The sequence below is a fragment of the Thioclava nitratireducens genome, assembly GCF_001940525.2.
Classification (GTDB): domain Bacteria; phylum Pseudomonadota; class Alphaproteobacteria; order Rhodobacterales; family Rhodobacteraceae; genus Thioclava; species Thioclava nitratireducens.
This window is the reverse complement of sequence record NZ_CP019437.1, coordinates 104,006-128,056: the sequence shown is the minus strand read 5'-3', so window position 1 is coordinate 128,056 and position 24,051 is coordinate 104,006. Positions and strand designations below refer to the sequence as shown.

The 24,051-nt window shown below is 64.4% G+C and carries 28 protein-coding genes; 7 read left to right on the top strand and 21 right to left on the bottom strand.

Going from position 1 to position 24,051, the window contains the following annotated elements; translation table 11 throughout:
- Positions 1–4: 4 nt before the first annotated feature.
- The 9 genes from BMG03_RS00635 to BMG03_RS00595 form a co-directional block, all read right to left on the bottom strand.
- Positions 5–1,216, bottom strand: a complete 1,212-nt coding sequence (locus BMG03_RS00635) for an acetyl-CoA C-acetyltransferase (protein WP_075775369.1) — start codon at positions 1,214–1,216, stop codon at positions 5–7.
- A gap of 9 nt (positions 1,217–1,225) precedes the next feature.
- Positions 1,226–1,852, bottom strand: a complete 627-nt coding sequence (locus BMG03_RS00630; protein ID WP_075775370.1) for a glutathione S-transferase family protein — start codon at positions 1,850–1,852, stop codon at positions 1,226–1,228.
- Between the two features lie 194 nt (positions 1,853–2,046).
- Entirely contained in the window at positions 2,047–2,583 is a 537-nt protein-coding gene (locus BMG03_RS00625) for a hypothetical protein (RefSeq protein ID WP_075775371.1), read from the bottom strand.
- A gap of 16 nt (positions 2,584–2,599) precedes the next feature.
- Positions 2,600–2,812: a hypothetical protein gene (locus BMG03_RS00620; protein ID WP_075775372.1), complete on the bottom strand. Its 213-nt coding sequence runs from the start codon at positions 2,810–2,812 to the stop codon at positions 2,600–2,602.
- A gap of 115 nt (positions 2,813–2,927) precedes the next feature.
- The gene (locus BMG03_RS00615; RefSeq protein WP_075775373.1) at positions 2,928–3,287 is read right to left on the bottom strand and encodes a DUF6404 family protein; all 360 of its coding nucleotides are present in this window, start codon (positions 3,285–3,287) and stop codon (positions 2,928–2,930) included.
- A 165-nt stretch (positions 3,288–3,452) separates the two neighbouring features.
- Positions 3,453–5,228 (bottom strand): acyl-CoA dehydrogenase C-terminal domain-containing protein, encoded by a 1,776-nt coding sequence (locus BMG03_RS00610; RefSeq protein WP_075775374.1) that lies wholly within the window; start codon positions 5,226–5,228, stop codon positions 3,453–3,455.
- 26 nt (positions 5,229–5,254) lie between these two features.
- Positions 5,255–5,650 (bottom strand): MerR family transcriptional regulator, encoded by a 396-nt coding sequence (locus BMG03_RS00605; protein ID WP_075775375.1) that lies wholly within the window; start codon positions 5,648–5,650, stop codon positions 5,255–5,257.
- A gap of 239 nt (positions 5,651–5,889) precedes the next feature.
- Positions 5,890–6,258 carry a MerR family transcriptional regulator gene (locus BMG03_RS00600; protein ID WP_075775376.1) on the bottom strand — a complete coding sequence of 123 codons (369 nt, stop codon included), beginning with the start codon at positions 6,256–6,258 and terminating at the stop codon, positions 5,890–5,892.
- Positions 6,259–6,345: 87 nt separating this feature from the next.
- Entirely contained in the window at positions 6,346–7,038 is a 693-nt protein-coding gene (locus BMG03_RS00595; RefSeq protein WP_075775377.1) for a metal-dependent hydrolase, read from the bottom strand.
- A 181-nt stretch (positions 7,039–7,219) separates the two neighbouring features.
- Between BMG03_RS00595 and gatC the strand changes: the two genes are divergently transcribed.
- The 4 genes from gatC to BMG03_RS00575 are packed head-to-tail and all read left to right on the top strand — an operon-like array spanning position 7,220 to position 10,386.
- Complete coding sequence (gene gatC / locus BMG03_RS00590; RefSeq protein WP_075775378.1) at positions 7,220–7,507, top strand: Asp-tRNA(Asn)/Glu-tRNA(Gln) amidotransferase subunit GatC; 288 nt, start codon at positions 7,220–7,222, stop codon at positions 7,505–7,507.
- Positions 7,504–8,982: an Asp-tRNA(Asn)/Glu-tRNA(Gln) amidotransferase subunit GatA gene (gene gatA / locus BMG03_RS00585; protein ID WP_075775379.1), complete on the top strand. Its 1,479-nt coding sequence runs from the start codon at positions 7,504–7,506 to the stop codon at positions 8,980–8,982. Before gatC ends, gatA begins: the two co-directional genes overlap by 4 nt.
- A gap of 1 nt (position 8,983) precedes the next feature.
- Positions 8,984–9,700, top strand: a complete 717-nt coding sequence (locus tag BMG03_RS00580; RefSeq protein ID WP_075775380.1) for a hypothetical protein — start codon at positions 8,984–8,986, stop codon at positions 9,698–9,700.
- Positions 9,697–10,386 (top strand): N-acetylmuramoyl-L-alanine amidase, encoded by a 690-nt coding sequence (locus tag BMG03_RS00575; RefSeq protein WP_075775381.1) that lies wholly within the window; start codon positions 9,697–9,699, stop codon positions 10,384–10,386. The genes BMG03_RS00580 and BMG03_RS00575 overlap by 4 nt, the downstream gene beginning before the upstream one ends.
- A gap of 120 nt (positions 10,387–10,506) precedes the next feature.
- Here the strand turns inward: BMG03_RS00575 and BMG03_RS00570 are convergent, their stop codons facing one another.
- The gene (locus BMG03_RS00570; RefSeq protein WP_075775382.1) at positions 10,507–12,522 is read right to left on the bottom strand and encodes an NADPH-dependent 2,4-dienoyl-CoA reductase; all 2,016 of its coding nucleotides are present in this window, start codon (positions 12,520–12,522) and stop codon (positions 10,507–10,509) included.
- A gap of 225 nt (positions 12,523–12,747) precedes the next feature.
- Between BMG03_RS00570 and BMG03_RS00565 the strand changes: the two genes are divergently transcribed.
- A complete protein-coding gene (locus BMG03_RS00565; RefSeq protein WP_075775383.1) occupies positions 12,748–13,653 on the top strand; it encodes a LysR family transcriptional regulator in 906 nt (301 codons plus the stop codon).
- Positions 13,654–13,695: 42 nt separating this feature from the next.
- On the opposite strand, the gene BMG03_RS00560 is transcribed toward BMG03_RS00565, so the two are convergent.
- From BMG03_RS00560 to BMG03_RS00550, 3 genes are read right to left on the bottom strand one after another with little or no spacing between them, the layout of a single operon-like run.
- Complete coding sequence (locus BMG03_RS00560) at positions 13,696–14,664, bottom strand: OmpA family protein (protein WP_077701027.1); 969 nt, start codon at positions 14,662–14,664, stop codon at positions 13,696–13,698.
- Positions 14,661–15,374, bottom strand: a complete 714-nt coding sequence (locus BMG03_RS00555) for a GNAT family N-acetyltransferase (protein ID WP_075775384.1) — start codon at positions 15,372–15,374, stop codon at positions 14,661–14,663. The genes BMG03_RS00560 and BMG03_RS00555 overlap by 4 nt, the downstream gene beginning before the upstream one ends.
- A complete protein-coding gene (locus tag BMG03_RS00550) occupies positions 15,371–16,099 on the bottom strand; it encodes a competence/damage-inducible protein A (RefSeq protein WP_075775385.1) in 729 nt (242 codons plus the stop codon). Before BMG03_RS00550 ends, BMG03_RS00555 begins: the two co-directional genes overlap by 4 nt.
- Before the next feature lie 117 nt (positions 16,100–16,216).
- Between BMG03_RS00550 and map the strand changes: the two genes are divergently transcribed.
- Positions 16,217–17,026, top strand: coding sequence for a type I methionyl aminopeptidase (gene map / locus BMG03_RS00545; protein WP_075775386.1), 810 nt, complete (start codon positions 16,217–16,219; stop codon positions 17,024–17,026).
- 142 nt (positions 17,027–17,168) lie between these two features.
- Here map and BMG03_RS00540 read toward each other — a convergent pair whose 3' ends face one another.
- Genes BMG03_RS00540 through BMG03_RS00530 form a run of 3 tightly spaced genes read right to left on the bottom strand, consistent with a single transcriptional unit; the run spans position 17,169 to position 19,593 of the window.
- On the bottom strand, positions 17,169–17,837 hold the full coding sequence (locus BMG03_RS00540; RefSeq protein ID WP_075775387.1) for an HAD family hydrolase: 669 nt from the start codon (positions 17,835–17,837) through the stop codon (positions 17,169–17,171).
- Complete coding sequence (gene rsmD, locus BMG03_RS00535; RefSeq protein WP_075775388.1) at positions 17,834–18,397, bottom strand: 16S rRNA (guanine(966)-N(2))-methyltransferase RsmD; 564 nt, start codon at positions 18,395–18,397, stop codon at positions 17,834–17,836. The genes BMG03_RS00540 and rsmD overlap by 4 nt, the downstream gene beginning before the upstream one ends.
- Complete coding sequence (locus BMG03_RS00530) at positions 18,394–19,593, bottom strand: NAD(P)/FAD-dependent oxidoreductase (protein WP_075775389.1); 1,200 nt, start codon at positions 19,591–19,593, stop codon at positions 18,394–18,396. The genes rsmD and BMG03_RS00530 overlap by 4 nt, the downstream gene beginning before the upstream one ends.
- A gap of 82 nt (positions 19,594–19,675) precedes the next feature.
- Here BMG03_RS00530 and BMG03_RS00525 point away from each other — a divergent pair, with 82 nt between their 5' ends.
- Positions 19,676–20,164 (top strand): peroxiredoxin, encoded by a 489-nt coding sequence (locus BMG03_RS00525; RefSeq protein WP_075775390.1) that lies wholly within the window; start codon positions 19,676–19,678, stop codon positions 20,162–20,164.
- Between the two features lie 54 nt (positions 20,165–20,218).
- On the opposite strand, the gene BMG03_RS00520 is transcribed toward BMG03_RS00525, so the two are convergent.
- The 5 genes from BMG03_RS00520 to BMG03_RS00500 are packed head-to-tail and all read right to left on the bottom strand — an operon-like array spanning position 20,219 to position 24,033.
- Entirely contained in the window at positions 20,219–20,590 is a 372-nt protein-coding gene (locus BMG03_RS00520; protein ID WP_075775391.1) for a 4a-hydroxytetrahydrobiopterin dehydratase, read from the bottom strand.
- Between the two features lie 57 nt (positions 20,591–20,647).
- Positions 20,648–21,529 (bottom strand): mechanosensitive ion channel family protein, encoded by an 882-nt coding sequence (locus tag BMG03_RS00515; protein ID WP_075775392.1) that lies wholly within the window; start codon positions 21,527–21,529, stop codon positions 20,648–20,650.
- A 39-nt stretch (positions 21,530–21,568) separates the two neighbouring features.
- Complete coding sequence (locus BMG03_RS00510) at positions 21,569–22,756, bottom strand: GNAT family N-acetyltransferase (protein WP_075775393.1); 1,188 nt, start codon at positions 22,754–22,756, stop codon at positions 21,569–21,571.
- A 57-nt stretch (positions 22,757–22,813) separates the two neighbouring features.
- Positions 22,814–23,578 carry a glycerophosphodiester phosphodiesterase family protein gene (locus tag BMG03_RS00505; RefSeq protein WP_088723103.1) on the bottom strand — a complete coding sequence of 255 codons (765 nt, stop codon included), beginning with the start codon at positions 23,576–23,578 and terminating at the stop codon, positions 22,814–22,816.
- On the bottom strand, positions 23,578–24,033 hold the full coding sequence (locus tag BMG03_RS00500; protein WP_075775395.1) for a RidA family protein: 456 nt from the start codon (positions 24,031–24,033) through the stop codon (positions 23,578–23,580). Before BMG03_RS00500 ends, BMG03_RS00505 begins: the two co-directional genes overlap by 1 nt.
- Positions 24,034–24,051: the final 18 nt, after the last annotated feature.

Here is a 24,051-nt window from a genome sequence, read left to right as displayed (position 1 = left end):
TCCCTCACACGCGCTCGATGATGGTCGCGGCGCCCATGCCGGACGCAACGCAGAGCGTGGCCAGACCGGTGTTCAGGTCGCGGCGTTCGAGCTCGTCCAGCAGCGTGCCGATGATGATCGCGCCGGTGGCGCCGAGCGGGTGGCCAAGCGCGATCGCGCCGCCGTTGACGTTGACCTTCGATGCGTCGACCTGGAAGGCCTGCATGAAGCGCAGCACGACGGCAGCAAACGCCTCGTTCACCTCGAACAGGTCGATGTCGGAGATCGACATGCCCGAATCGGCGAGGATCTTCTCGGTCACGGGCACCGGGCCGGTCAGCATGATCGTCGGATCGGTGCCGATCTTCGCGGTGGCGCGGATGCGCGCGCGCGGCTTGAGGCCATGCGCCTCACCGAATTCCTTGTTGCCGATCAGCACGGCGGCAGCTCCATCCACGATGCCCGAGGAGTTGCCGGCGTGATGGACGTGGTTGATGTGATCGAGGTGCGGGTATTTCAGCATCGCGACCTTGTCGAAGCCGGGCATGACCTCGCCCATTTCCTTGAAGGACGGCTTCAGGCTGCCGAGCGATTCCATCGTCGTGCCCGGACGCGGGAATTCGTCCTGCTCGAGAATGGTCAAACCGTTCTGGTCCTTCACCGGCACGATGGATTTTGCGAAACGGTTTTCCTTGATCGCCTCCGCTGCACGGCGCTGCGATTCCACGCCGAGCGCGTCGACGTCTTCGCGGCTAAAGCCGTATTCGGTGGCGATGATATCAGCCGAAATGCCCTGCGGGACGAAATAGGTCTTCATCGCGAGCGACGGGTCCACGGCGATTGCCGCGCCGTCCGAGCCCATCGCGACACGGCCCATCATCTCGACGCCGCCTGCGATATAGCCCATGCCCGCGCCGCCGCGCACCTGGTTCGCGGCGAGGTTCACCGCTTCCATGCCCGAGGCGCAGAAGCGGTTGATCGACAGGCCCGGGATGCGCTCGTCGAGATCCGACAGAAGCACCGCCGAGCGCGCAAGGCAGCCGCCCTGCTCCATCACCTGGGTCGCGTTGCCCCAGATTACGTCCTCGACCGCATGGCCTTCGAGGTTGTTGCGCTCGGCCACCGCGTTCAGCAGCCGCGCGGACAGCGCGACCGAGCTGACCTCGTGCAAGGAGCCGTCCTTGCGGCCCTTGCCCCGCGGAGTGCGGGCTGCGTCATAGATATAGGCTTCCGTCATGGTTCCTCCTCACGCCCGGTCGGAAGGATTGCCGGGCATCAAATCATAGGGGTGTTTCCAACCGGGCAGGGCAGCAATGCCATCCAGCCAACGGTCGATATTGGGGAATTCCTTGCGGTCGAACCCAAAGGGCTCGGGGTAGTAGAGATAGCCGCAGCAGGCGAAATCGGCCAAGCTGGGCTGGTCGCCGACGACCCAGTCGCGACCCTCCATGTGTTTCTCCAGCGTCTTGATCGCGGTCAGCACGCGGCCCTTGAGCCAGCCGATCGCCTCTTGCGGACGCTTGTCTTCGGGCAGGAAGTTCATCAGGAAGCGCAACCCGCCTTGCTGGCCCGAGCCTTTCTGCGCATCCCAGAACATCCAGCGCAGCATTTCGTTGCGGTCCTCGGCGAGGAATTTGCCGGTCTGCTCCGCGATGTGAAGTTGGATGACGCAGGATTGCGACAGGGTCAGGTCGCCCTCTTTGAAGACGGGCGCCTCGGCCATTTCGTTCAGCGCCTGGTATTCGGCGCTGCGCGCCTCGCCGTTGAAGAAATCGACATAGACCGGCTCCCAGTCGTAGCCCGCCAATTCCATCGTCAGCGCCGCCTTGTACGCGTTCCCCGACTCTCCGAAGCAATAAAGTTGTGCCGCCATTCGTTGCGGTCCTCCCTGATCACGATGCCAATCTGGCCCCTAAGTGACGCGAACGTAAGCCCCTCGTGGGCATTCCGCCGCAACGTCATTCGATCACGACGTTGCGTCCAACGCGAGGGAGAGGGTGACGTTCCGTTGCGAGAGGTGAACGGACGTGAACGGAAAGCACGGAAAAAGCGAGAGGAGCGGCGCGGTTAGCGCACCGCCTGCATCGTTCCCTTGGGAAACTCGATTCCTTCGAAATCGGGATACACCTTGCGCAATACCGCGATCTGCGTCGGGCTGTCGATGCGCACAAGATACCATTCCTCGCCATCCTGCAGCGCCAGCGTGGTATTGGTCGAGCGCACCTTGCCCATATCGGGCACCTCCATCACCGTCGATGTCGGAATCTGCGCATAGGCCCGGCCCGAAGACGTCTCGCCGGTCTTCATTTCGTTGGTGTTCATCTCGAACTCGTCGATCGTGACCGAGGCCATCGCGTCGTTGATCTGCTTGCGCATGATCTCTTCGAGCTGCTCTTTCGGTACGCCCGTCTGATCCGCGATGGCCTGCATCATCTTCGGCGGCACCGTGTCGAAGAAGACCGAGTAGTCCTTCTCTTCCACCGCCTTGGTGAAGCCCGCGACCTCCTGCGTGACAGCGTTGCGGTCGGCGGAGTCGAAGGCAAAGGCGGGCAGGGCCGAGACGGCAAGGGATGCGACAGCGAAAGCGAGAGACAGGCGGGTCATGGATGTCCTTTCGAAATCAGGCTTTGCGCTCGCCAAGCTCGGCCTTGAACAGCCGCAGGCGGTGGTTGAGATTTTCCTCGTGGGTGACGGAGTTGAAATGCTCGAACAGGAAGGTCAGCGCTTCGTCGGGCGTGATTTCCGCCTCCTGCGCGAAGCGGTTGAGGCTGCGATAGGCGTCATTGGTCATGGCGACGGGAAAGCGACGGGTCAGGCGCAGTCGTTTGGGCATTCAGGCTCCGGGGCAATGTAGCGCGGGAAGGCGCGTCAGGTTGCGCGCAGCTTAGGAAGAAACCTGCGCGCTGGCCAGACCGCCCGTGCTCCGAAGCCAAGCATCGGGACCGCGCCTAGAGGTCGTCCCAATCGCTCAGCCCGAGCTTGTTCTTGCGGTGGATCTGCCACAGCGCCATCAGTGCCCCGAAGGCGAGCGCCGAGATCACCAGCGTTACCAGATGCGGCGCGTAGGACATGCCCTCCGTCGCGCTCAGCAGATGATCCACGAGGAGCTGCGCCACCGCGAACCCGGCGCCGAAGATCAGCAGGTTCTGCTTCCAGTCGAGATAGGGAATCGGGCGCGGCTCGAAGCCCAGCCAATGCAGTACCCGCGCGCCCATGGAAGGACGGGTCGAGCGGAACACGCCCCGCGCCCGCAGCTCTGCGAGCGCGGCATCGTATCGGCGGTGGGTTTCTGCGTTATTGAGATACATGGCAGCGGGGCTCGGCGGGAATCGTGTCTCGGTTGAGATTCCGAGGTTAGACCTGCATGGCCGCAAAACAATCGCCCGGCGCTACACTTCGCCTGACATGGCGGTGATCGAAAATTGAAACGGCGGGCCGAGGCCCGCCGTTCATTTTCGTTTCATCCGTTCGTCTCAGAACTGGTCGTCGGTCAGCGCCATGACCGGGTCCGCACCGCTCTCGATCCGCGCCAGATGCATGGCGCAGGCGGGAAGCTGACGCGCCATGTAGTAGCGGCCCGTCGCGATCTTGCCTTCGTAGAAGGCGGTGTCCGACGCCCCGTTGTCGAGCGCGGTGAAGGCGGCTTTCGCCATCCGCGTCCACATCAGGCCGAGGCAGACGTGGCCCATCAGGTGCATGAAGTCATAGCTGCCCGACAGCGCCGCGTTCGGGTTTTTCATGCCGTTCTGCATGAAGAACATGCCCGCGGTCTGAAGCTGCTTGGAGGCGTTCTTCAGCGCATCGGTGAAGGGCTTCATCCGCTCATCGTCGTCATGCGACTTGCACTCTGCCTTGACCATCTCGAAGAAGGCCATGACGTGCTTGCCACCGTCGGCTGCGAGCTTGCGGCCCACGAGGTCGAGCGCCTGAATGCCGTTGGCGCCCTCGTAGATCATCGCGATGCGCGCGTCGCGCACATGCTGCGACATCGGCCAGTCTTCGGTATAGCCGTGGCCACCGAAGACCTGCTGCGCGGAGACGGCGGTCTCGAAGCCCTTGTCGGTAAGGAAGCCCTTGATGACCGGGGTCATCAGCGAGATCAGACCTTCGGCTTCGGCGTCGTTGAGCCCATGGGAGCGGTCGATCAGATGCGCACCCCAGAAGGTGAAGGCGCGGGCGCCCTCTACGAAGCTCTTCTGGTCCATCAGCATCCGGCGCACGTCCGGGTGCACGATGATCGGATCGGCGGCCTTCTCGGGCGCCTTCACGCCGGTCACGTCGCGACCCTGAATGCGGTCCTTCGCGTAAGCCACGGCTTCCTGATAGGCGGCTTCGGCCACGGCATAGCCCTGAAGACCGACGCCGAGACGCGCTTCGTTCATCATGGTGAACATCGCGCGCATCCCCTTGTGGAGGTCGCCCAGCAGCCAGCCCTTCGCGCCGTCGTAGTTCATGACGCAGGTCGCGTTGCCGTGGATGCCCATCTTCTCTTCGAGCTTGCCGACCGAGAGCGAGTTGCGCTCGCCCAGCGAGCCGTCCTCGTTGACGAGGAATTTCGGCACGATGAAGAGCGAGACGCCCTTGGTGCCTTCGCCACCGCCCGGCGCTTTCGCCAGCACAAGGTGGATCACGTTATCCGACAGGTCGTGATCGCCCGCCGAGATGAAGATCTTGGTGCCGGTGATCGCGTAGGAGCCATCATCCTGCGGCTCGGCCTTGGTGCGCATGAGACCCAGATCGGTGCCGCAATGGGGCTCCGTCAGGTTCATCGTGCCGGTCCAGTCGCAGGTGACCATCTTCGGCAGATAGGTCTGCTTCTGCTCGTCCGTGCCGTGGGTGTGGATCGCCGAATAGGCGCCGTGGGTCAGGCCCTGGTACATATTGAAGGCCATGTTGGCCGAGACGAACATCTCGCCCACCGCGCAGTTCAGCAGGTAGGGCATGCCCTGACCGCCGAATTCAGGATCGCAGTCGAGCGCGGTCCAGCCGCCCTCTTTCATCGCCTCGAACGCCTTGTCGAACCCTTTGGGCGTGCGGACCACGCCGTTTTCGAGCACGCAGCCTTCCTTGTCGCCCACCTCGTTCAGCGGGGCCAGCACCTCCGACGAGACCTTGCCCGCAGCGTCGAGAACGGCTTCGGTGAAGTCGCGGTCCATTTCTTCGTAACCCGGCACGTCCGAATCCGAAACCTTGAGCAGGTCATGCAGCACAAACTGCATGTCTTTGGTGTTGGCGATAAAGCTCGACATGGTTCGCTCCCTTTAGTCGTCGCGGATCAGGCCGCGTCGTCGTGGCGCGCCTTCTCCAGTTCCTTCTCCGCCCACTCGATCTGACTGGCCAGTTCGTCGATCGCCTGACCCAGTTCCTCGCGTTGGCGCGTCATTTCCTCCAGACGTTGCTGTGCGAGCTTGATCGTCTCGTTCAGCTGCGTCTTCTGCTTGTCGCCCATCTCGTAGAGGTCCAGCAGCTGGCGGATATCCTCCAGCGAAAACCCGAAACGTTTGCCGCGCAGGATCAGTTTCAGCCGGGCGCGGTCGCGCCGCGTAAACAGCCGTTTCTGTCCCTCGCGAATGGGAAACAGCAACTCCTTGCTTTCGTAGAACCGCAGGGTGCGCGGGGTCACCTCGAAGGCATCGCACATCTCGCGGATCGTCATTACTGTGTCGGTCATACTCTCTGCCTCGCGTTTCCTTTGCGTAATGCGACGCGGCAGATCGTCTGTCCGCAGTCACAATACAAGACTTCTTTACGTTCGCGTCACCGTAACGTGGCGTCACGAATCCAATGACGTAATGTCAGGGAATTTTTACCGTACGGTAAAGCAAGTTTCTTTCGTCGAAACTGGCCATAATCGTCAAGCTCACAAGGCGTTCACACGACCTCGCTGACGTTAAGGAATGCATTTCAGGCTCAAGAATCAAGAGTGTCCTGAACCTGATCACGCAATTGTCGGAGGTCGTCGATTGCCGCGTCCAATTCTTCGCGTTGTCGCGTCAGCACGTCAAGCTGCCGGTCGGCCAGTTCGACCCAGACGCGGTTCTGCTCTTCGGTGCCTTGCTGATCGTAGATCAGCAGCCATTGGCGCAACTCCTCGAGCGAGAAGCCAAATCGACGCCCGCGCAGGATCAACGTCATCCGCGCGATTTCGCGCGGGCCGTAATAGCGCGAGCGGCCTTCCTTCTGGGGATTGAGAAGCTCGATATACTCGTAATAGCGCAGCGTGCGCGGGGTCACGTCGAACCGCTCGCACATCTCCTTGAAGGACAGTAAGTCTGACATCTATTCGGCCTCCCGATCCGGGCGAGAAGCTAGCGCGCCGGGCTTCAGGCTGCAAGCAAAGCCAGCCCTCGCCCGGCGGGCTGCAGCTTATATTTCGATCGCTTTGAGCATCTCGGGTTCGATGACATCCACCCCCGGCAGACCGTCGATCAGCGCCTGCGCGGATTGCTCCAGCGCATCGAAGGTCTTGTAGTGGCAGGGGATGACCGTCTTGAAGTTGAAATACTTCTTCGACGCCCAGGCCGCGCGCTTCATGTCCATCGTGAAATGGCCGCCCGCCGCGAGGATGCCGATATCGGGATTGTGCAGTTCACCCATCCAGTCCATGTCGGCCATGATGTCGGTATCGCCGCTGACGTAGATCGTGTGGCCCTCGGCCTCGATCATGAAGCCCGCGGGCTGGCCCGCATAGGCCGGGTTGCCGTCCTTGTAATCGACCGAGGCGGAATGGGTCGCGTTCACCATCGTGACCTTCACACCGCCCAGATCGACCGTGCCGCCCTTGCCGAAACCGACCGTCTCGGCCCCCTCGGCCCCGAGCATGATCGACAGCTCGTGGATGCAGTAGATCGGGATATCCAGTTCCTTCGCGATCGGCACCGCGTCCGAAGCGTGATCGCCGTGGCCGTGGGTCAGCAGCAGATGCGTCGCACCCTCGATCGCCTCGCCGCGCTTGTCGTCGGGAAAGACCGGCGAGCCGGTGAGGAACGGATCGAGCAGGATCACGGCGTCGCCGGTTTCGATGCGGAAGCCGGAATGGCCGAGCCAGATGAGTTTCATATGGATTTCCTCCGTTAGGCACTTCGGTTGTGACAGGGTGACGTATAAGCCCTGCGCATGTTCCAAGATTAGCACGCAAATTCGCGTGGGACAGGGCAGGGGCGCGCCGATGCCGGGGCGCGGCGCTTGAAAGCCCCAGTGGCTCGGGCTAAACCGCCTTCCAAGACAAGCGGAGAAGCACATGTCCATCGATATCGACACCGCCCGCAAAGTGGCGCATCTGGCCCGGATCCGGGTGCCCGAAGACCATCTGCCCGAACTCGCGCAGGAACTCTCCAGCATCCTGACCTTCATGGAGCAGCTCAACGAGGTCGACGTTGAGGGCGTCGAGCCGATGACCTCCGTGACGCCGATGCGCCTCAAGCGCCGCGTCGACGAGGTGACCGATGGCGGTTATCCCGAGAAAATCCTCAAGAACGCCCCCGATGCCCGCGAGGGCTTCTTTGCCGTGCCGAAGGTGGTCGAATGAGCCTGAACAAACTGACGATTGCCGACGCGCGCGATGCGCTCAAGAAGGGCGATGTGACTTCGGTCGAGCTGACCGAGGCCTGCCTGGGCGAAATCGAAGGCGCAGGCGCGCTGAATGCCTACGTGCACAAGACCCCTGAGATCGCGCTGGAGCAGGCCAAGGCCGCCGATGCGCGCATCAAGTCGGGCGACGCGCCCGCGATGTGCGGCATCCCGCTGGGGATCAAGGATCTTTTCGCGACCAAGGGCGTGGCGACGCAGGCCGCGTCGAACATCCTCGACGGGTTCAAGCCGGAATACGAATCCACCGTCACACAGAACCTGTGGGACGCGGGCGCGGTGATGCTCGGCAAGCTGTCGATGGACGAATTCGCGATGGGCTCGTCGAACGAGACCGCCTGCTACGGCCCGGCGGTGAACCCCTGGAAGATCGATGACCGGAAACTGACCCCGGGCGGGTCTTCGGGCGGTTCGGCCGCGGCTGTGGCTGCCGACCTGTGCCTTGCCGCGACCGGCACGGATACCGGCGGCTCGATCCGCCAGCCCGCCGCCTTCACCGGCATCGTCGGCATCAAGCCGACCTATGGCCGGGTCTCTCGCTGGGGTGTGGTGGCCTTCGCCTCTTCGCTTGATCAGGCGGGTCCGATGACCAAATCGGTGCGCGACGCGGCGATCATGCTTGGCACGATGTGCTCGCACGATCCGAAGGATTCGACCTCCGCCGATATTCCGGTCCCGGATTTCGAGGCCGCGCTGACCGGCGACATTCGCGGCAAGAAGATTGGTATCCCGAAAGAATACCGCATCGATGGTATGCCCGCCGAGATCCAGAAGCTCTGGGACGACGGCATCGCGATGATGAAAGATGCGGGGGCCGAGATCGTCGATATCTCGCTGCCGCATACGAAATACGCGCTGCCCGCCTATTACGTCGTGGCTCCCGCGGAAGCCTCGTCGAACCTCGCGCGCTATGATGGCGTGCGCTACGGCCACCGCGCCAAGCTCGCGGCAGGCGAGGGCATCGTCGACATGTACGAGAAGACCCGCGCCGAAGGCTTCGGCCCCGAGGTGCAGCGTCGCGTGATGATCGGCACCTATGTGTTGTCGGCAGGCTTCTATGACGCCTATTACAACCGCGCCCGGAAAGTGCGCGCCTTGATCAAGCGCGACTTCGAAGAAGTTTTCGCGCAGGGCATCGATTCGATCCTGACGCCTGCCACCCCGTCTGCCGCTTTCGGTCTGGGCGAGATGGACGGCGCCGATCCGGTCGAGATGTATATGCAGGATGTGTTCACCGTGACGGTGAACCTTGCAGGCCTTCCCGGCGTTTCGGTGCCGTGCGGGCTGGACAGCAAGGGCCTTCCGCTGGGGCTGCAACTCATCGGGCGGCCCTGGGAAGAGGGCGATCTGCTGAACCACGCCCACGTCCTCGAACAGGCCGCGGGCTTCTCGGCCAAACCGGAGAAATGGTGGTAACATGAAACAGGCACTCGCGATCCTCGGCGGCGTTCTGGCCCTCTCGGGCTGTATCTCTTCGATCCCCGACAGCGGCCCCGAAGCCCGTCGCGAGGCCGAACTGCGCGGCCAGCCCATCGTGCCGCCCTCGGCACAAAGCGTCCTGCCGACCGACAACGGCTCGACCAACCCCGATGCGCCCGGCGCGCCGCTGAACGCAACCGGCACGGCGACGCCCGGCACGACCAACGCGCTTTCCGCACCGACCATCGATGCGGGCGGCACCATCGGCGACAATCCTTCGACCTCCAGCTCCGACAGCAGCGACAATAGCGGCGCCGCGATCGGGGCAGATGCGATGGCCGCGCTGCAGGAGACCGACGCGTCGAACAGCACTGCCGGTTCCAGCACCATGGCCAGCTCGCCGAACTTCGACACCACCGCGTCGAGCAGCGCGCCCGCGCAGAACACGATCAGCAATCAGGACAGCTCGGGGCCGAACCTCGCTGCCTATGCGCTGTCGGTGTCCAACCGTCCGGGCGACTCGGTCTACAAGCGCTCGGGCATCAAGCTGACCTCGTCGAGCAAGGCCTGCGCGAAATACGTCTCTGCCGATCAGGCGCAACGCGCCTTCCTCTCCGCAGGCGGGCCGCAGAAAGACCGGCTGAACCTCGATCCCGATGGCGACGGTTTCGCCTGCGACTGGGATCCGACGCCGTTCCAGACCGCGCGTCAGTGAGCGCCGACTGGCCCTCGCCCAATTACGGCCCGCGCCGCGAGGGGGCGGTGCCGGAACTGATCATTATCCATTACACCGCGATGTGGTCCTGCGAGGCCGCACGGACGCGCCTCTGCCTGCCCGAGGCGGAGGTCTCCGCGCATTGGCTGATCGGGCGTGATGGCTCGGTCGAGCAACTCGTCCCCGAGGAGATGCGCGCCTGGCATGCGGGCTTGGGAAGCTGGCAGGGGCTGGGCGATGTGAATTCGCGCTCGATCGGTATCGAACTGGACAACGAGGGCGATCGTCCGTTCCCCGAGCCGCTGATGGCCGCGCTGGAAGAGCTGCTGCCGCAGATCATGCGCCGCTGGGCAATTGCACCCGAGAACGTCATTGGCCATTCGGATTTCGCGCCCGAGCGCAAGATCGACCCGGGCCCGCGCTTCGACTGGCAGCGCCTCGCGCGGCAGGGCCTGGCGATCTGGCCGGAGCGGGGCGCTGCTGCGCCCGCGGTCGATCCCGAGAGTTTCCTCGCACTGGCCTCGAGCCTTGGCTACCCGGAAGCGCCGCTCGCGACGATCCTGCCAGCCTTCCGCCTGCGCTTCCGCCCGCGCCATGAGGGGCCGCTGGATGCGGTGGACATGGCGCTGGTCGCCGATCTGGCGAGCCGCTTTGGCGCAGATGGCGGGGCGTGGCGATCAAGCTGAGGCCGGGTGCGGGCTCTGCCCCCCGGTCGCCGGACGGCGACAGATTTGAAGACGGAGGGGGCTCTGCCCCCGCTCGCGATGCGAGCCCCCCGGGATATTTCTTCCAATCCGAAGAGTTGATCAGAGCGCGGCGGCGAGCCGGGTGCCCTGATCGATGGCGCGTTTCGCGTCGAGTTCCGCCGCCACATCCGCGCCGCCGATCACATGCGGGCTGCGACCCGCCGCGATCAGCTGATCGGCCAGCGAGCGGTCCGAGAGTTGGCCCGCGCAGAGCACCACCGTATCGGCCTCGATCAGCGTCGGGTTCTCGCGCGCCTCGCCAAAAGTGACATGCAGCCCCTCGGCGGTGATCTTCTCGTAATTCACGCCGCCGATCATTTTCACGTCCTTCATATGCAGCGCCGCGCGGTGAACCCAGCCCGTGGTCTTGCCGAGGCGGCGGCCGAGTTTTTCCTTCTTGCGCTGCAGCAGCGTCACTTCGCGGGCAGGGGCTTCGGGCTCGGGCTTGGTCAATCCGCCCGGCGTCTGCGCCGGATCGCCGACGCCCCATTCGCGCTTCCATTCTTCCAGATCCAGCGTCGGGCTTTCGGTTACCGTCAGGAATTCGGCCACGTCGAAGCCGATGCCGCCCGCGCCGATCACCGCGACGCGCTTGCCGGCGGTGACGCGGCCTTTGAGGATGTCGATGTAACTCACGACCTGCCCGCCCTCGATCGGGATTTCCGGGTCGCGCGGCTGCACGCCGGTTGCGATGATGATCTCGTCGAAGGGGGCGAGGAGATCGGGCGTGGCCTCGGTCTCCAGCTTCACCGTCACGCCGGTCTTCTCGATCATGGTCTTGAACCAGTCGGTGAGCCCATGGAATTCCTCCTTGCCGGGGATCGCGCGCGCCATGGTCAGCTGCCCGCCGAGCTCCGAGGCGCGGTCGAACAGGGTCACGGCATGGCCACGCTCGGCCGCGGTGATCGCGGCAGACAGGCCCGCCGGGCCCGCGCCGACGACGGCGACGGATTTCGGCGCCTCGGTCTTGGTGATGACGATCTCGGTCTCATGCGCGGCGCGCGGATTCACGAGGCAGCTCGAGACCTTACCCTGGAAGGTGTGGTCCAGACAGGCCTGATTGCAGGCGATGCAGGGTGCGATCTCGGCGGCGCGGCCCTCTTTCGCCTTCACCACGAAATCCGCATCGGCGAGGAAGGGGCGCGCCATCGACACCATGTCGGCGCAGCCGTCGCCCAGCACCTCTTCGGCGACTTCAGGCGTGTTGATGCGATTGGACGTGATGACCGGGATCGAGACCTCGGGCTTGATCCGCCCGGTGAGCCAGGTGAAGGCCGCCCGCGGCACCGACGTCACGATGGTCGGCACCCGCGCCTCGTGCCAGCCGATGCCGGTGTTGAGCATCGTGGCGCCCGCTGCCTCGACGGCTTTCGCGAGGGTGACGACCTCTTCCCAGGTCGAGCCGTCGGGGATCAGGTCGATCAGCGAGATGCGGAAGATCACGATGAAATCGGGGCCGACCGCTTCGCGCACGCGCTTGACCACTTCGACGGGCAGGCGCATCCGGTTCTCGAACGAGCCGCCCCAACCGTCTTCGCGCTTGTTGGTATGGCGTACGAGGAACTGGTTGAGGAAATAGCCCTCGGAGCCCATCACCTCGACGCCGTCATAGCCCGCCTCGCGGGCGCGCGCGGCGGCGGTGGCGATGTCGGCGATCTGCTTCTCGATCCCGGCGTCGTCGAGCTCTTTCGGCGGGAAAGGCGAGATCGGGGATTTGATCGCAGAGGGCGCCACGCAATCGGGGCCATAGGCATAGCGCCCGGCGTGCAGGATTTGCATCGCGATGCGGCCGCCCGCTTCGTGAACGCGGTCGGTGATGATCTTGTGATGCGCGATGTCCTCGGGGCTAAACAGGCCTGCCGCGCCGGGGAAGACGCCGCCCTCGTGATTGGGGGCCATGCCGCCCGTCACCATCAGCGCGACACCGCCGCGCGCGCGTTCGGCATAGAACTCGGCCACCGCATTCCAGTCGCCGCGCTCTTCGAGATTGGTGTGCATCGAGCCCATCAGCACGCGGTTCGGCAGCGTCACGTGGCCCAGATCGAGCGGCGTGAAGATATGCGGATATTGGCTCATGTAACCCTCCCTGATTTGGCCCGCACTCTGCGGCGCAAGGCCAGGCTTGTCACGTCAAACGCGGCGTCAGAGCGAACGCGCCACCGTTTCGCAGAGGTCACCAACCTGCGGGATTCTCTCCCATTGTTACCCTCGTATTGTCGCCGCGAAGTCTAAATTGCGCCCGATTTCGGCTCGATAAGCGGAAAATAAGAAACAGAAATTACAAGCCGAAGGGTGTTTGGGATGGATCGCCTGACTGAAATGGAAGCCTTTGCCACGGTTGTGGATCAGGGGGGCTTCACCGATGCAGCCAAGAAGATGGGCATCTCCAAATCGGCTGTGTCGAAGCATGTCTCGGCGTTGGAGGCCCGCCTTGGTGCACGTCTTCTGAATCGCACCACGCGTCGCGTTTCGCCGACGGAAATCGGGCTGGCTTATTACGACCGCGCGCGTCGCGTTCTCAACGATGCGGGCGAGGCCGATGCGCTGGTGACGTCGATGCAGACGGCGCCCTCGGGGCTGCTGCGCATCTCGGTCGCCACCGATTTCGGTGTGAACCTTCTCTCTCCCGTTCTGGGCGAATTCCTGCAGGAATTCCCCGAAATCACCGTGAATATGGTGCTGAACAACCGCTACGTCGAACTTATTTCCGAAGGGTTCGACATGGCGATCCGCGTCGGCGAACTGGAGGATTCGAGCCTGCGCGCGCGCAAGCTGACCGAGACTTCGCGCCGGATGATCGCCTCGCCAGACTACTTCAAGAAATTCGGCCGCCCCGAGCGGATCGACGATCTCAACAACCACAAACTGCTGCATTATTCGAACCAGTCGGCGGGCAATGTCTGGAAGTTGACTGCGCCTTCGGGCGAGCGGCGTCAGGTCCGCTCGGCGGGCTGGCTGACGGTCAATGACGGTCAGTCGCTACTGCATGCCGCGACGGCCGGTCTCGGGATCGCTTACCTGCCCTCGTTCCTCTATGCCGACGCGATGCGCGAGGGCCTCGTGGAAGAAGCGATGCCCGATCTGCCGATGGAAACGCTGGGCATCTACGCAATCTATCCGCCGGGGCGTTTCACGCAGCCGAAAGTGCGCGCTTTCATCGATTTCCTCGCCAAGACCTTCGCCGAGAAGGGCCCCGACAACTGGTGAGACTGAACTCCCTCCCGCGCCGGGCCATTCCGCCGGCTGGCGCTAACTCCGGGTCGAGGTGAGAACCGCTTCGACCCGTCTGTTTTTCTCGCGTCCCTCTTTGGTCAGATTGCTTGCGCGCGGGGCGAGGAAGCCCGCCCCCTCGGCGCTGACCTGTGACGCCGCCACCCCGTAATCGCCGATCAATTTTTGCCGTGCCGATTGCGCGCGTTTCTTCGACAGCGCGATATTGGCCGCGAGCGAACCGACCGCATCGGTATGACCCACCAGCATCACCTGATAATCCGGGTTGGCCTTGAGGAACTCGGCCAGCGCCTGCAGCGAGGCGAAATCGCCCTCGCCGAGCGCGGATGCCCCCGATGGGAAGTCGAGATCGTCGAGCGCGACCGAGCCCTGCGCCTCCAGCGTCTGCGCAAGCGCGGAGGGGGCGACGGCCGGGGCATCGGCGCGCGGCAGAACCGGCGCGGTTTGCGGCGCGGCGAGCGGGTCGTCGGGCCGAGCGGGGGTGACGTCCTGCACCCGCAGCTCGGTCACCTGAATGAAGCCCGACTCGGACGACCGCGAGACGGTGATCCCAAGGTAATCGGCATCCTTGCGCGCCGCGATGTAGCGGAAATCGCCCAGATCGACATGCATCGCGGGCTCGGACAGCAGGTCGAGCGCGTAGCGAAAATCGAAGCCGCCGCAGGCCTGCGTGTCGCACTCATAGAGGATGTCGTAGCCCGCCTGCTTGAGCTGATCGCGCAGCGGCGCGAGGATCTGTAGCGTCGTATTCTGATTGGCCCGCAGTTGATAGGCCGTGTCGGAGCGCGCACCCTCGAGATCGCGGGTCTCGAGCTTGCCGTCCTGCCACGGACCGACCGCCAATTGGTAGCTGGTGGCGGGGCTCGTTTCCTGCGCGGATTGGGTGGCGCCGGCGGGCAACGTCAGATCTAACGAGGCGGCGCACGCGGCGTGGGGCAGGCTGGCGGCGAGCAGACTGGCCAGCAGGAGTGGCGCACGGCGGATCATGCCACCTCCGGCGCGCGGCGATAGTGATACTGCGCGCGAACTTCCATGCCGAAGCTCTCGGCGAGGGCGTTCGAGGCGTCATTGGCGAGCGTCGTGATCATCTCGAACCGCTCTGCCCCGGCCTCAACGGCCCAGCGAGCGCCCTCGTAGATCATCTCGCGCGCGAGGCTCATGCGGCGGTATTTCGGCGCAACGGCGAGCGCGTGGAGCATCGCCGCGTCCTCGTAGAGAGCGATATAGGCAACGCCCGCGGCCCGGTCGTCCTTGCGGCCCAGAACGCAGGTTTTCGGTACCTCTGCGCGGTCCATGATCGCCTGCCGCTCGGGCCCGACATCCAACTCGGTCCAGAGGTCGCGGGCGATCTGCAGCGGCGGCCAATGGGCGAAAGCGGTCACGGGCGGGACCTCGCCCTGCATCGCTGCAATCGGCGCGGACCAGATCCGCACCGGGTCATAAGCTTCGTAGCCGCGCGCCTCCAGAACCGCGTCGAGCGCCTCGTCTCCCGCGCGGATCATGAAGCGCGGACGCTGGCCCAAAGCGCGATGCGCAGCTTCGGCGGCGGGAATGTCGGCCTGCTCCAGCGGGACCTCCAGCGTAGCGCAGCTGACGCGCGATCCGCCGCCTTGCCCGTCGCGGATCAGAAACCCGCCTGCGCGGCGATATTCGGCGGCTGGCCAGGTCGCGTCGATGATCGCGTAGGCGTCGATCATGTGCCCTCCGGGAAGGCGGCCTTCAGCGCGGCGAAGCCCGCCTCGACCTGATCGGGATCGGTGCCGCGCAGCACGAGATTGGTGCCGTAGCGGCCTTCCTGGACGAAAGGATAAGAACCGATCGAAAGGTCGGGGAAGCGGCCAGCCAGCGCGCGCAGATCATCGGCCACCGACGATTCCGCCCGCAGAACCTGCAGGCTGCGCGAGAGCATCGGCGCGCCGCCGGTGAGCTTCGGCAAAAGCCCTTCGACCATCGCCTGAAAGATGTTCGGCACGCCCGCCATCACATGGACATTGCCCAGCGAGAAACCCGGCGCGGCAGAGACCGGGTTCTCGATCAGCTCGGCCCCGTCGGGGATCCGCGCCATGCGCAGCCGCGCGGAGGTGAACTCAGCGTCGCGCGCGGCGTAATGCGCGGCGAGGATCGCCTTGGCATCCTCGCGCACGTCGAGCTTGGCGCCCATCGCCTCGGCTACCGCATCGGCGGTGATATCGTCATGGGTCGGGCCGATCCCGCCACTGGTGAAAAGGTGATCATGGGCTGCCGAAAGCTCCCGCACCGCGGCAACGATCACGTCATTGTCGTCCGGCACCACGCGGATCTCGCGGCAGGTGATTCCGCGCTCGACCAGCTGTCCGGCCAGATAATGGGCGTTTCCCTCGCGGGTGCGCCCCGAGAGGATTTCATCGCCGATGATCAGGATCGCTGCAGTGGGATTTGGCATGTATCAGGCTCCTTTCGACTTGGTATAGGGCGCGGAACGGGGCGCGAAAAGCCCGGGCACTGGCCAAGCCCCGCTTTTGTGACTATCTAAAGGCCGAAACCCTTAAGGAGCAGACCGTTGGACGATACGCAGGGCCGCACCACGAAGGACGGGATCCGGATCTACGATCAGAGCGATTTTGCAGGAATGCGCGCCGCCTCGCAGGTGACGGCGCAGATCCTCGACGAGGTTGCCGACCTGGTAGAGCCGGGGGTCACGACCGCAGCACTCGACGCCTTCATCGAACGCCGCGTGGGCGAGTTGGGCGCGACCTCGGCGACCATCGGCTATCGCGGCTATCAGCACGCGAGCTGCATCTCGGTGAACCATGTCGTCTGCCACGGCATCCCGGGCGACAAGAAACTGAAGGACGGCGATATCATCAATATCGACGTGACCGTGATCCTCGACGGTTGGTTCGGGGACAGCTCGCGCATGTATGTAGCGGGTAATTTGAGCCGCAAGGCCGAACGTCTGATTCAGGTCACCCATGACTCGCTGATGGTCGGCATCGAGCAGGTGAAGCCCGGAAACACCTTTGGCGATATCGGCCACGCGATCCAGAAATTCGTCGAAAGCAACCGCATGTCGGTGGTGCGCGATTTCTGCGGTCACGGCGTGGGCAAGGTGTTCCACGCGCCGCCGAACGTGTTGCATTACGGGCGCGCGGGCACCGGCGCGATGCTGGAAGAGGGCATGATCTTCACGATCGAGCCGATGGTGAACCTCGGCCGCCCCGAGACAAAGGTTCTGGCCGACGATTGGACCGCCGTGACGCGGGACAAATCGCTGTCGGCGCAGTTCGAGCATTCGGTGGGCGTGACCGCCGATGGCTGCGAGATCTTCACCACCTCGCCGGCTGGGCGCTTCCACCCGACCTGGCGCTGAGGTTCAGGGGGCGGTGGGGGCTTGCCCCCGCTGGCTGCGTCACAGCCCTACGTTTGCGCTTCGGGCGTTCGCCGGGGCGTCCTTCCACTGGAAGGCCGCTGATCCCGGCTCACCCCCCGGGATATTTTAGCCAAGCCGAAGATCAGGGGTCGAGGCCGATGAGCCGCGGCACCTGACGCATGTCGGTGAAGAGCTCGGCGCCTTCCGCCGCGAGCCGCGGATTGTCGCCTTTCGGCGAGTAGCCCAAACAACGCATCCCCGCGTTTTTCGCCGCACGCGCCCCGGTAGGACTGTCCTCGATCACCACGCAGGCCGCCGGATCGGCGCCCAGATGGCGCGCGGCATGGATGTAGAGATCGGGCTTCGGCTTTGGCATGCCCATGTCCTGACCCGAGAACAGCAGACCCTCCAGCCGCGTGCGGATATCCGGGTGCTGGCCCAGTGTCGCCTCCATCTTCGCTTTCCGGCCGTTCGAGCCGACCGCGAAGGGAATGCCTTCCGCATCGAGACGCGCGAGAAGGCGCGGGATGCCGGGCATCAGCTCGGTCCCCTCGCGCAACCGCACGTAGAGCGCCTTGTAATAGCTGTCGACCCAGCCCTCTGGCAGATCGGCCCCATGCTCGCGGCCCCATTGATAGACGTTTTCGATGGTGGATCCGATGAAGGCGTCTTCCAGTTCGGAGATCGTCTTGTGCACGCCGTAGCGGGCGAATTCTTCCTGAATCAGATCGAAGGTCGCGGGCTCGCTGTCGACGAGCACACCGTCGCAATCGAACAGGACGGCGTGCGGGATCGGGTGGTGTTGCGTCATTCGGGCATCCGGGCAAGAGTTACGAGCGTGTCGCCATAGCGGCGCTGGTCGAGCTGTTCGAGGGCGGCGGGCAGGATCGGCGCGGTGTTCTCCTCCCAAACAATCATCGCACCCGGAGCGATCCATCCATTCTCGAGACAGGAGGCGAGGGCGCGTTCGCCCAAGCCCATCCCGTAGGGCGGATCGAGGAAGATGAGGTCGTAGCCGGGGCCGCGATTGGGGCCCATATTGGTCGCATCGCGCCGCCAGACATCCGTCACGCCCATCGCGCGCATAGCCTCGATGTTGCGGCGCAGAAGCGCGCGGGCGGCGGTGCCGTCATCGACGAAAGCCACTCGGGCCGCGCCGCGCGACAGCGCCTCCAGCCCCAGTGCACCGGTACCTGCGAAGAGGTCGAGCACCCGCGCCTCGGGCACCGGATTGCCGTGCCCGCCATTGGTCAGCAGGTTGAAGATCGACTCGCGCACGCGGTCGGTCGTGGGGCGCAGATGGGCATCCATGTCGCCTGCACCCACATCCGCCAGCTTCAGCCCGCGTTTAGCGCCTCCGATAATTCTCATTTCATCAGGGCTTTCAACTCTGCCGTGCTTTCGACTGCCTCGGGCGTGACGGGTTTGCCAGCTTCAATGAGGCGCTTGCCGACCATGTAGGCGCGCGCGTCATTGATCGCGTCCACTGCGATCAGGCGGCCGTCGCGGAAATACCAGAAGCTGCTGCCCTCATCGCGGCGGGTGACGACCTCATCGTAGCCCGCATTGAGCCCGGCGATCTGCAGCTTCGCGTCGAACTGGTCCGACCAAAACCACGCTTTCGGGGCGTAAGGACGACCTGCACCCAGCATGTTCTCGGCGACCAGCTCGCCCATGTCGATCGCGTTGCCGACGGATTCGAGGCGGATCCGCTCCTCGGCGCCGGGGAAGGAGGCACAATCCCCCGCCGCCCAGATATGGGGCACGGAGGTGCGGCCCTGCTCGTCGGCGGCGATGCCGTTCTCGCAATGGATACCGGCTTCGCGGGCGACTTCCTCGTCGGGGGTGATGCCGATGCCGACGATCACGAAATCGGCGGGCAATTCGCGCCCGTCCTCGAGGATTGCGCCGGTGACGGTTCCCTCGCCGGTCAGTCGCGTCAGGCCGACCCCTTCGAGGATTTCCACGCCGCGCTCGCTGTGCAGCGCGCGGATCGCGTCTGCGGTCTCCTTGCAGGCGACGCGGCCGAGGATGCGCGGCGCGGCCTCGACCAGCGTCACCTCGAGGCCGAGCTTGCGCGCGACCGCGGCCGCCTCCAGCCCGATATAACCGCCGCCCACCACGACCAGCCGTTTGCCGGCGGTGAAAAGGGGCTGCATCCGGTCGACATCGGCGAGGTTGCGCACGGTGAAGACATTGCCCAGATCGCCGCCGATCGCGGCGGGTAGGCGGCGCGGCGTGGCCCCGGTGCAGAGCGCCAGTTCGGCATAATCCAGCGTCTCGCCATCCGACAGGGTCACCGTCCGCGCCTCGGTGTCGATTGCGGTGACCGAGGTGCCGAGCCGCAGCGTAATGTCGTTTTCCTGCCACCAGTCCGGGGCGCGCAGGGTCAGCCGCTCCAGCTCCATCTCGCCCAGCAGATAGGCTTTCGACAGCGGTGGGCGTTGATAGGGGGGCACCGGCTCTGCGCCGATCACGGTGATCGTGCCGTCATATTTCAGCGCCCGCAGTTTCGCGGCCATCGAGGCTGCGGCCTGTCCCGCGCCGACGATCACTATTCCACCCATATCTTTCTCCACTGGCCCGGCTCGCGCATGACCCTATATCGACGGGCGGAACAAGTGCAACGCGAACAAATCGGAGCTTTTCATGACTATTTCGACCGGCGACGTTCTTCCTGGCGCGACTCTCCTCGCGATGGGCGATGAAGGGCCGCAGCCCGTGAGCCTTGGTGACAAGATGAAGGGCCGCAAGATCGTGATCTTCGCGGTGCCGGGCGCCTATACCGGCGTCTGCACGACCGCCCATGTGCCGAGCTTCATCCGCACCAAGGACCAATTCGCGGAGAAGGGCGTGGATGAGATCATCTGCGTCTCGGTCAACGACCCCTTCGTGATGAAGTCGTGGGGCGAGGCGACGGGCGCGACCGAGGCGGGGCTGACCATGCTGGCCGACCCGGAAGCCGCATTCACGCAGGCGATCGAGATGGATTTCACGGCGCCGCCCGCGGGTCTCATCAACCGCTCGAAGCGCTATGCGATGCTCGTCGAGGACGGTGTGGTCAAGCAGCTGAATGTCGAGGAAAGCCCCGGCACCTGTGAAGCCTCCGCAGGCGAAGGGCTTCTCGCGGAGATCTGATCCGCGGCCCAAATGCAAAGGAAAACGCCCGGCCAAGGAGCCGGGCGTTTTTCGTCAGTCTTCGTCTTTCGGAGCCGGCTCGGCCAGTCGCATCAACGGGCGTCCGATGTCGCGATCGACCTCGGCGACGCCTTCGGCCAGCGAGTCCAGCGCACCGGCTAGCTCGATATCGAGCACGCTGATGCCGCCGCAGTCATGGGTCGTCAGCGTGATCTCGAGCTTGTTGTAGACGTTGCGCCAGTCGGGATGGTGATCCATCTTTTCGGCGCAAAGCGCGGCTTGGCTCATGAAGCCCCACGCGGCGGAGAAGTCCTTGAACAGGAGCCGCTTGATCAGGGCATCCTGTCCATCGGCCGCGCGCCATCCGGTATCTTCAAGCGCGTTCAGCAGCGCCCTGCGTTCCTCGGGTTCGAGCTTCGAAGTCATCGCTTACTCCCTGATACGTTAAGCTGGCCCGCAGCCTTGCAGCAGCGGGCCGCCAGTTCAAGCGGCGCCGCTTTCGCGTGTCACGCTGCGGGTTTCGATCTTCGGCACCTGCACCACTTCGAGCGTGCGCGTAGGGAAGGGGATGCCGATGCCGTTCGCGTCGAACTCCTCCTTGATCTTGCGGGTATATTCCGCCTGAAGCCCCCAGAAGTCGGCGGTGGTGGCCCAGACACGGAAGGTAAAATCGACCGAGCTGTCGCCGAGCTGCTTCACGCGGATCACCGGCGCGGGCTCCGGCAGGGCGCGCGGATCGGAGAGCGAGATCTTCTCCAGCACTTCCTGCGTTTTCTTGAGATCCGCGTCATAGGCGACGCCGATCGTCAGATCCATCATACGTGTCGGATTGGCGGAGTAATTGGTGATCGCGCTCGACCAGATGTCGCTGTTGGGCACGATGATCTGGATGCCGTCATAGGTCGTCAGAACCGTGTAGAAGAGCTGAATCTCGGTCACCGTGCCGCTTTCCGAGCCCGCGGCGATGTAGTCGCCTTGGCGGAACGGGCGGAACAGGATGATCATCACCCCGGCGGCGAGGTTCGACAGCGTGCCCTGCAGCGCGAGACCGATGGCCAGACCGGCAGCACCGACGAGGGCGGCCAGCGACGTGGTCTGGATGCCGAAGCGGTTTAGGATGAAGATCACCCCGATCGCGAGGATCAGGTATTTCACCATGTTCCCGAGGAAGCCGAAGAGCGTGTCGTCCAGCCGCTTGTAGCGCTGCGACAGCGCCACGATGCGCCGTTTGGCCCAGGCCGAGATCGCCATTGCGACCAGCAGGATCACCAGCGCAGCCACCACATTCACCGCAACCATGATGGCCGCATCGATCCGATCCTGCGTCAGCCACGCGCTGACATCGGTCAGGTCATTGAAATTCATTCATCGCTCCCGTCATACGTCCTTTAACACTGCTACTTATCACGCCTGCTCATCGCTGCCACCCGAGGGGCTCCGGAATGGGCCCATTTCGGTCAGTATCTCGATATCTTCGTCCACGGCGGCGCGTTCGGCTTCCAAGTACTCCGCGACCGCGCCGCGCAGACCTTGATGGCCAATCCAGTGCGCCGAATGGGTGGCGACGGGCAGGTAGCCGCGCGCCAGCTTGTGTTCGCCCTGCGCGCCGGCCTCGACCCGGCTCAGCTTGTGCGCGATCGCGTAATCGACCGCCTGATGGTAGCAAAGCTCGAAATGCAGGAAGGGGTGATCCTCGATACACCCCCAGTAGCGCCCGAACAGAGCCTCGCGCCCGATCAGGTTCAGCGCACCGGCGATCGGGCGGTCGCCGTTCATCGCAAGCACCAGAAGCACGTCGTCGCGCATCTCGTGCAGAAGATCGAAGAAGGCACGGGTCAGGTAGGGGCGGCCCCATTTTCGCGCGCCAGTGTCCTGATAGAACTGCCAGAACGCGTCCCAATGCTCGGGCAGTATGTCGTCGCCGGTCAACTGCACGATCTCGCCGCCGAAGGCCTGCGCCCGCTGACGCTCCTTGCGCAAAGCCTTGCGCTTGCGTGAGCTCAGTTCGCCGAGGAACTGGTCGAAACTCTCATACCCCTCGTTGAACCAATGGAACTGCTGCCCGATCCGTGGCAGCCAGCCCGCTTCGGTGGCAAGCTCAGCCTCGTCCTCGGTACAAAACGTCATATGGACCGAGGAAACCCCGGCCCCTTCCGCGATCTGCGCCATGCCAGCCAGAAGCGCGCGGCCCCCGGCCTCTTCCAGCCCCGGCAGAACCAGCAGACGCCGCCCGGCCACTGGGGTGAAGGGCACCGCGCATTGCAGCTTGGGGTAATAGCGCCCGCCCGCGCGCTCGAACGCATCGGCCCAGCCGTGATCGAAGACATATTCGCCCTGACTGTGCGATTTCACGTAGAGCGGCGCGACACCGATGATCCGGTCGCCCATCCGCGCCACCATATGCCGCGCATCCCAGCCCGTGCCCGGCCCGACCGAGCCGGAGGCCTCGAGGGCGGCAAGAAACCGATGTGTGGTGAACGGGTCGAACGCCCGTTCCCCATCCCCGGTTTCGGGGCAGGCGCAGGCATTCCAGTCTGTTTCACTTATTTCGGAAATATCCGAATAAAGCGTGATTTCAACGCTTTGATCCATTTCATCCCGGGAGGTTAGGCGATCCTTTGCCTGAATCTGTGCCCCGCGCGCTCCGCGTCAAGCCGGAAGCGCCGAGAGGTAGCCTTCGAAGGTCACGTTATCGGCGACCCGCCGCGCCAGCGCCTCCTCGTCGACGGAGCGGATCGTCCAGCACAGAACCGGCACGCCGAGCGATTTCAGCTCGGTCACCCGAAGCGCGTTCAGGTCCTTCGCCTCATGCGAGATGAAGGCCGCCCCGACGCGATCGAAATCGGGGATGTGGCGCAGCTCGTCGCCGCGCGCCGCGGGCAGCAGAGCCCAGTCATTGGGCTGGTAGGCCGAGGTTGTCAGACCGACAGCGACGTCCGGGGCCAATTCGCCGAAAGCCGCCACCGCATGGGGGTTGAAGGACATCACTGCGACCGGGCCCTCGTAATCGCGCAGCAACAGCGCCGTCGCCTCCTCCAGCGCGCCGATCTGCGAACCGAGAGCCCCGTCCTGATCCTTGATCTCGACCAGAAGCGGCACTTGGCCTTTCACGATCTCCAGCACTTCGGCGAGGGTCGGAATACCTTCCTCCGTGCCGCTCAGATGGATCGCACCCAGCTCCGCCGCCGTTCGCTGGCGTACCGGGCCGCGCTCTGCGGTCAGCCGGTCCAGCGCGTAGTCGTGAAACACCATCGGCACGCCATCGGCGGAGAGCTGCACGTCGATCTCGATTCCGTAACCCGCGGCGATTGCCGCGCGGATCGCCCCGCGGCTGTTCTCAGGGCGGCCCAGCGTGTAGTCGTGCAAAGCCCTATGCGCGATCGGAAGCCGGAGAAAATCAGGATGCAATGCCATCACGCGACCTCGAAAATCGCCTCGATCTCGACTGCGACGCCCATCGGCAGCGAAGCCGCCGAGACCGCCGAACGCGCGTGACGCCCGGCTTCGCCGAAGACCTCGACCATCAGGTCGGAGCAGCCGTTGATGACCTTGGGCTGATCGGTGAAATCAGTGGTGGAGTTCACGAATCCCACCAGCTTCACCACGCGAAGTTTGTCGAGATCGCCGATGGCGGCTTTCGCCTGGGCGATCAGAGCCAGCCCGCAGAAACGCGCCGCCATCGCGCCCTCTTCGACGTCCATGCCGTCGCCGAGTTTGCCGCGGATCAGACCCTCGGGCCCGTTCGAGATTTGCCCCGAGACGAACAGCTGATTGCCGGTGCGCACGAAGGGCACGTAATTCGCGGCCGGTGCCGGGGCATCGGGAAGCTGAATCCCCAACTCTTCGAGACGTGCTTCGATCTTGGCCATTGCGCCCTCCATGTGAAA